The organism is Streptomyces minutiscleroticus (assembly GCF_014650875.1).
Lineage (GTDB): Bacteria > Actinomycetota > Actinomycetes > Streptomycetales > Streptomycetaceae > Streptomyces > Streptomyces minutiscleroticus.
The window spans coordinates 1-5,263 of record NZ_BMVU01000133.1 but is presented as its reverse complement, the minus strand read 5'-3'; the positions used below and the strand labels follow the sequence as shown (position 1 = coordinate 5,263).

The window sequence follows — 5,263 nt, the reverse complement described above, 5'->3', positions numbered from 1 at the left end:
GACAAACGCGACTACATCTTCAACGGCACCCTCACCGTCACCGCCATCGTCATCTGGCTCCGCGACACCGTTCAAGAGCCATCAGAAACGACCTAGACCCAGGGTCTTTGAGAAGTGATCTTGTGTCCGGGTTCGTCAGGTCGGCCCGAGGGCGGTGAGGGGCCGCTGGTGGTCGCGGCCGGTGCGGCGGAGGGCGGCGGCGATGTTGGCGTGGCCGTCCTGGCGGTGGACGCCGATGGCGAGGTTGCGCAGGCCGGCCATGACGCGGGGCAGGTGGCGGGTGCGGATGTGTGAGGCGTCCTCGTGGAAGGTGCGGTCGCGGACGTGGTGCAGCTGGTTCTCGATGCGCCGGTGGCCGCGGATCCAGGCGGCGAGTTCGCTGCCGGTGGCCGCGCCGGGCGGCAGGCTCGTGACCAGGTAGGCCCGCTCGATCGTCAGCTTGCCGGTGCCCCGGTCCCGTCTCCAGCGCACGACTTGCAGGGCCTGGCGGGCGTGCGGGTAATCGAGGTGGGCGAAGGCGGCGGTCTTCAGACATGGGGTATCCCCTGCTCGCAGAGCTTGGGGAGGGATCTCCTCGCGGTGGTGGGCCCGGGCACGCTCGTAGTGGTCCAGGCGGACATCACGCCAGGGCAGCCGGCGGACCCGTTCATGGAGTCCGGGGTGGTTCTTCTTGACGACCGCCAGGTAGTGGGCTCCGCGTTCATGCGGGTAGGAGGCGTGGACGTGCTGGGTGTGAAGAGCGTCCGCGGTGATCACCGCGCCGGTCAGGTCGAGGCTGTGCAGGAGTGGGGCGGGGGCCGGGATCTCGTTGTTTCTGCCGTCGATCTGGCGTTGGGCGAGGGCCAGGCCGTCATGGGTCATGGCGGCGATCAGGGCAGTGGCCGGCTGTTTCGGGTGCGGGAGCCGCGGAGTGTCTTGCCGTCGACGGCGATGACTTTTCGTCCCGAGGCCGGGGCCTTGCGTTTGTGGAGGAAGTCGCCGATGGCGCGGTCGAGGGCGTCGCCGTTTGCGGCGGCCAGGACGAGACGGATGGTCGTGGCATGGGGCGGGCGGATCAGGCCGGTCAACGGATCGGGCCGGAACCCGAGCAGGGCCAGGACCCTCTGCGGCGCGTCGACGACCCACTCTCCGATCGCCGTGATCGAGGCGGCGCCGGCCAGAACCGCGGCGGCCGCAGCGGTGAGCAGGGCCGTCCAGGGATGACGGATGCCGCGGCGGGCCCGTGGATCAGGCACCGTGGCCATATAACTCCGCAGGTCAACGGGGGCCCCAGCGGGACTGGGCTCGAGGCGTCCCCCAGTTGCCGGAGGCATGAGGGCATGCGGGAAGATGGGTGCGCAGGCATGGACTCGCTCAGTGCTCATACGGACTCGACACCCACATGATCACCAGTGGCCATGCCTGTTCTGCGTCCAGGTCACCCACCGACAGAAGCCGACAAGCCGTCACATCCAGTGCTCAGCAGACGAACCCGCCCACCTCGACACTTCTCAAAGACCCTGGGCGCAGGCACTCCACGATCGGCTACCTCGCACCGGTCGCCTTCGAACAGAGATCAACTACGCTGGCCATCGCTGCATGACAACCAGTGTCCACGATGAAGGTGGAAGCCCCGCTTGCGGTGGGAGCATTGACGTGCTCTGCGGGATGAGGCAGCGATGGTGCCACCGGAATCAAGGTCGACTTGTACGCGGCGATTCGCCGTGATGCCCGGGCAGGGGTGTCGTACCGGGCGTTGATGCGCGAGTACGGAGCCGGGTTTCGCACGGTGAAAGCGGCGTTGGAATCGGTCTGGCCGGAGCCGCGCAAGAAGCCGAGACCTCGCGGGACCCGGCTGGACCCCTACAAGCCGTTGATCGACCAGATGCTTCGGGTGGATCTGGACGCGCCGCGCAAGCGGCGTCACACCAGCAAAGGCGGGCTGAGCGAGTACGCCTCCCGGGGCCGGGCACGTGACCGGCCCCGGGAGGCGTGGGTGATCCTCCGCGGATCAGCCCACCGCGCTCGCCCGCTCCTCCGGGGTCAACTCCGAATAGGGGCGGCTGTCCCCGGCATTGGGCGTGGCCGGCTCCGCCGGACCGCCGGCCTCCTCCGCGCCGTACGCCTCCTCCGCGCCGTGGGCCTCCTCCGCGCCGCTACCGACCGGGGTGGCGGAGTGGGAATCCGGGGTCACGGCGACGGTGTCGTGGGCCGAGGCGATGCCGGCCGTGCCCGCGGCGGCCAGGACGGTTCCGGCGGCGATGCTGTACATCCGACGGCGGTTCTTCGAGATCTTGCGGTGCTTCAACGAACTTCTCCTGTTCGGGGCCGGTTGTCTCGGATCGCGGGCCGCCGCATGGCAACGCGGAAGCCCTCGTGAGACAGAAGTACGGGCGTGGGCGGGAACAGGTTGCATGTGGCGGCGAAGGAAAACTTCTGCCGGCACCATGCAACCCCGCAGGCCGGATCCCCGTATGTAGGACCGGCAGGATGACGCGCAAGCGGAGGTCAGCAAGAGTGAGGGGAGCAGTCCGGGAACGGGAGTTCCGGGAATTCGCCGAGGCACGGCAGGCACAGCTCCGACGCAGCGCCTACCTGCTGTATGGGGACTGGTACCAGGCGCAGGACCTGACCCGGACCGTCCTGATGAAGCTCTACGCGGCCTGGGGCCGGGTCCGCCGGGACGGCAACGTGGACGCGTACTCGCGCACCATCCTCACCCGGACCTTCATCGACCAGCAGCGCAAGGGAGGCTGGCGCGAGGAACCGGTGAGCGAGCCGCCCCCTCAGTCCGCTACCGTGCCGGTCGCACCCGAGGTGCACATGATGATGCGAGAGGCGCTCATGGAGCTGTCGCCCCGCTATCGGGCCGTGCTGGTCCTGCGCTTCTGGGAGGACTGGACCGTCGAACAGACGGCACACGCGTTACGGGTGACCCCGGGAACGGTGAAGAGCCAGAGCGCCCGGGGGCTCGCCCGACTGCGGGTCATCGTCGAGAACATGAACAGCGAAGGGACGGTCAGGTGAGGTCGGACATGGACGAGCGCGACGACGACAGCCTGCACGCCGCCTTCCAGGCACTCCTCGTTGCGCGGCCGGAACCGCCCCTGCCCGGCGTCGTCGACGCGGCGGTGACCGGTGGCCGCCGCATCCGGCGCCGTCGCGTGGTGCTCGCCGCGGCGGGCACGCTCGCAGTCGTGGCCTGCACGGTCACCGTGGCCACCACCCTGTCCGGGTCGGACGCCGGTCGCGGCCCGCGGCCCGTCGCCCCGGCCGCCACTCCCCCCGCGACGCCCGGCCCGACCACAGCCGCACCGGAGGACGGCCGCGCACAGCCCGCGGACGGTACGGCCACGGACGGAGGGGCAGCCGGGCAGGACCCGACCGATGGGGCCGAACCCGCTCACACGCCTTGAGCGGATCTTCGACCGGCTCGCGGCCATCGTCGACCGCCTCACCTGCGGCGGGATCATCATCGAAACGGGCACGGAGCCCTACCGACTCGCCAGCACCAGGGCGGCCCGGGTACAGGGCTGATGCGTTCTCAGCTGGCGAGATGAGCGGATCGCCTGCGTACGCGCCGCTGCGTGTGGTTCGCCCGGTTCGGCAACGAGAGACGCGACCCCTGATGATCAAGAGAGGGTTGGCGGTGATCGAGGCCCGTCGTGCAGGGCCCCGGGGAGAATCCCCTTCGCCCGTTTTGATCACGGGATGCCGTGCAGGTTGAGGGTTGCGTCGGGACGGGTGTAATCGCGTCGGCCGCTGGCGATATTGGTCCAGCCGGCCCGATGGAGGGCCGTGCGAGTCAGGTCACGCAAGGCGCTCATGACGGCCGGGGTGTGGTGGCGTCGGGCCTGGCTCGCGTCCTCGACGAAGGTGACGTCCTTGGTCCAGTGGACGGTGTTCTCGATGATCCAGTGGCCGCGGGCCCAGGAAGCGATCTCGGCGGGGGACGCCTGGTGGGCGGGCAGGCCGGTGACGGCGTAGACCGTCTCGGTCTGCCACTTCTTCGCGCCGAGGGGCCGGCGTTTGCGGTGGATGCGAACGGCCTGGCGGGCGTGCGGGAAGAGCAGGCCGTCCACGGAGACGACCTTCACCTCCCGTACCTCCTCACGGCCGTGTCCCCGGTCGCGTGAACGGTCAAGGACAGGTGCCTTGGCCCAGGGTAACTTCCTCAACTGCCCCGCGAGCGTGGGCTGGTTGGTCTTCACCGACAGTAGGTAGTGCGCGTGACGGTCCTCGACGAGATAGCGGGCGTGATCCTTCTGCGTGTGCATCGCGTCCACCGTGATCACGGCCTCGTGCAGGTCCGCGTCGTCGACGGAGTCCAGGAGCGGGGCGAACTCGGGTATCTCGTTGGTCTTCGCGCCGATCTCGCGCAGGGCGGCGGTCAGTGCGTCGTCGTGACGGACGGCGGCCAGGACGACCATCCGGCTTCCGTCGGCGCGGACGGCTCCGCGCAGGCACTTGCCGTCCACGGCGAACGCCCGCCGCCTCAGCCGGGGAGGGTCCGGGGCAAGCCGTGGCGGCCCGGTGGGCGCGGCGCTGTTCGCGTTCGGGGACGCCGTCGGGACTCAGTGGTCCGGCGGCGGGCGACGCCAGCGCGGCGAGCCGGGCGAAACCCGCGGCGGTCAGCGCGCCGGGATCCACTCTGGCGAAGGCGTCCCGCAAGGTCCGCTCGCCCGGAGCCCGATACCGGCCGGCGAACGGACCGAACGGGCAGTCCAGACGGGCCAGCACCTCCTGATCGCATCGACGGGCCCATTCTGCGATCGCCACCAGGGAGTTGTGCCCGGCCGCTGTCATCGCGCACACCCCGATCGCCAGCAGCGTGGCCAGTCGATATCGAACGCCCCGCGGATCACGCGGGTCGGGCACCTTGGCCAGCGCCTGGAGCAGCCCGCCCGCAGACACCTCCGCGACCGCACCGGTGGACGAGCAGGGCGACCTGCCCAGGGACACGGGCATGAGGGAGGATGGAGCGACGAGCACGGCAGCCCTGCTGATCTGGGAGCGTAGAGAACTCCATGATCCACAAGAGCCGCGCTCGCCTCATGTCCGGGCATCGATGATCAACCGGCCAAACCCGGAGCGACGGGATTCCCTCGGGGCCCTGCTGTTCACCGTTCCTGATTACGCGAACCATCTGATCAAAAAAGGGCACCGCGAAACACCGGAATACCCGGCTAGCGGTGGTTTGTTGACGGCGGATTCGTGAGGGTGTAGGCCGTGCAGGGAGGCGTCGACTCGGTTGGGGAGATCGAGATGACGAAGCGGTTGCCGT

General features: G+C 69.6%; 6 protein-coding genes and 2 pseudogenes. 4 read left to right on the top strand and 4 right to left on the bottom strand.

Annotation, left to right across the window (positions count from 1 at the left end):
* Window positions 1–135: 135 nt before the first annotated feature.
* From IE271_RS40055 to IE271_RS40050, 3 genes are all read right to left on the bottom strand, one after another.
* A complete protein-coding gene (locus tag IE271_RS40055) occupies window positions 136–861 on the bottom strand; it encodes an ISAs1 family transposase (RefSeq protein ID WP_229919962.1) in 726 nt (241 codons plus the stop codon).
* A gap of 8 nt (window positions 862–869) precedes the next feature.
* Window positions 870–1,235, bottom strand: a complete 366-nt coding sequence (locus IE271_RS43105) for a transposase family protein (RefSeq protein ID WP_229919961.1) — start codon at window positions 1,233–1,235, stop codon at window positions 870–872.
* 755 nt (window positions 1,236–1,990) lie between these two features.
* The gene (locus IE271_RS40050; protein WP_229919960.1) at window positions 1,991–2,287 is read right to left on the bottom strand and encodes a hypothetical protein; all 297 of its coding nucleotides are present in this window, start codon (window positions 2,285–2,287) and stop codon (window positions 1,991–1,993) included.
* 209 nt (window positions 2,288–2,496) lie between these two features.
* Here IE271_RS40050 and IE271_RS40045 point away from each other — a divergent pair, with 209 nt between their 5' ends.
* From IE271_RS40045 to IE271_RS40035, 3 genes and pseudogenes are all read left to right on the top strand, one after another.
* A complete protein-coding gene (locus tag IE271_RS40045; protein ID WP_190195353.1) occupies window positions 2,497–3,006 on the top strand; it encodes a SigE family RNA polymerase sigma factor in 510 nt (169 codons plus the stop codon).
* A gap of 8 nt (window positions 3,007–3,014) precedes the next feature.
* Entirely contained in the window at window positions 3,015–3,395 is a 381-nt protein-coding gene (locus IE271_RS40040; RefSeq protein WP_190195352.1) for a hypothetical protein, read from the top strand.
* 19 nt (window positions 3,396–3,414) lie between these two features.
* Window positions 3,415–3,516: pseudogene (locus tag IE271_RS40035) on the top strand (IS21-like element helper ATPase IstB); the annotation flags it as partial.
* Window positions 3,517–3,683: 167 nt separating this feature from the next.
* Here IE271_RS40035 and IE271_RS40030 read toward each other — a convergent pair.
* Window positions 3,684–4,971: pseudogene (locus tag IE271_RS40030) on the bottom strand (ISAs1 family transposase).
* Here IE271_RS40030 and IE271_RS40025 point away from each other — a divergent pair.
* A complete protein-coding gene (locus IE271_RS40025) occupies window positions 4,910–5,197 on the top strand; it encodes a hypothetical protein (RefSeq protein WP_190195355.1) in 288 nt (95 codons plus the stop codon). The pseudogene IE271_RS40030 and the gene IE271_RS40025 sit on opposite strands and share 62 nt — an antisense overlap.
* The last annotated feature ends 66 nt before the right edge of the window (window positions 5,198–5,263 follow it).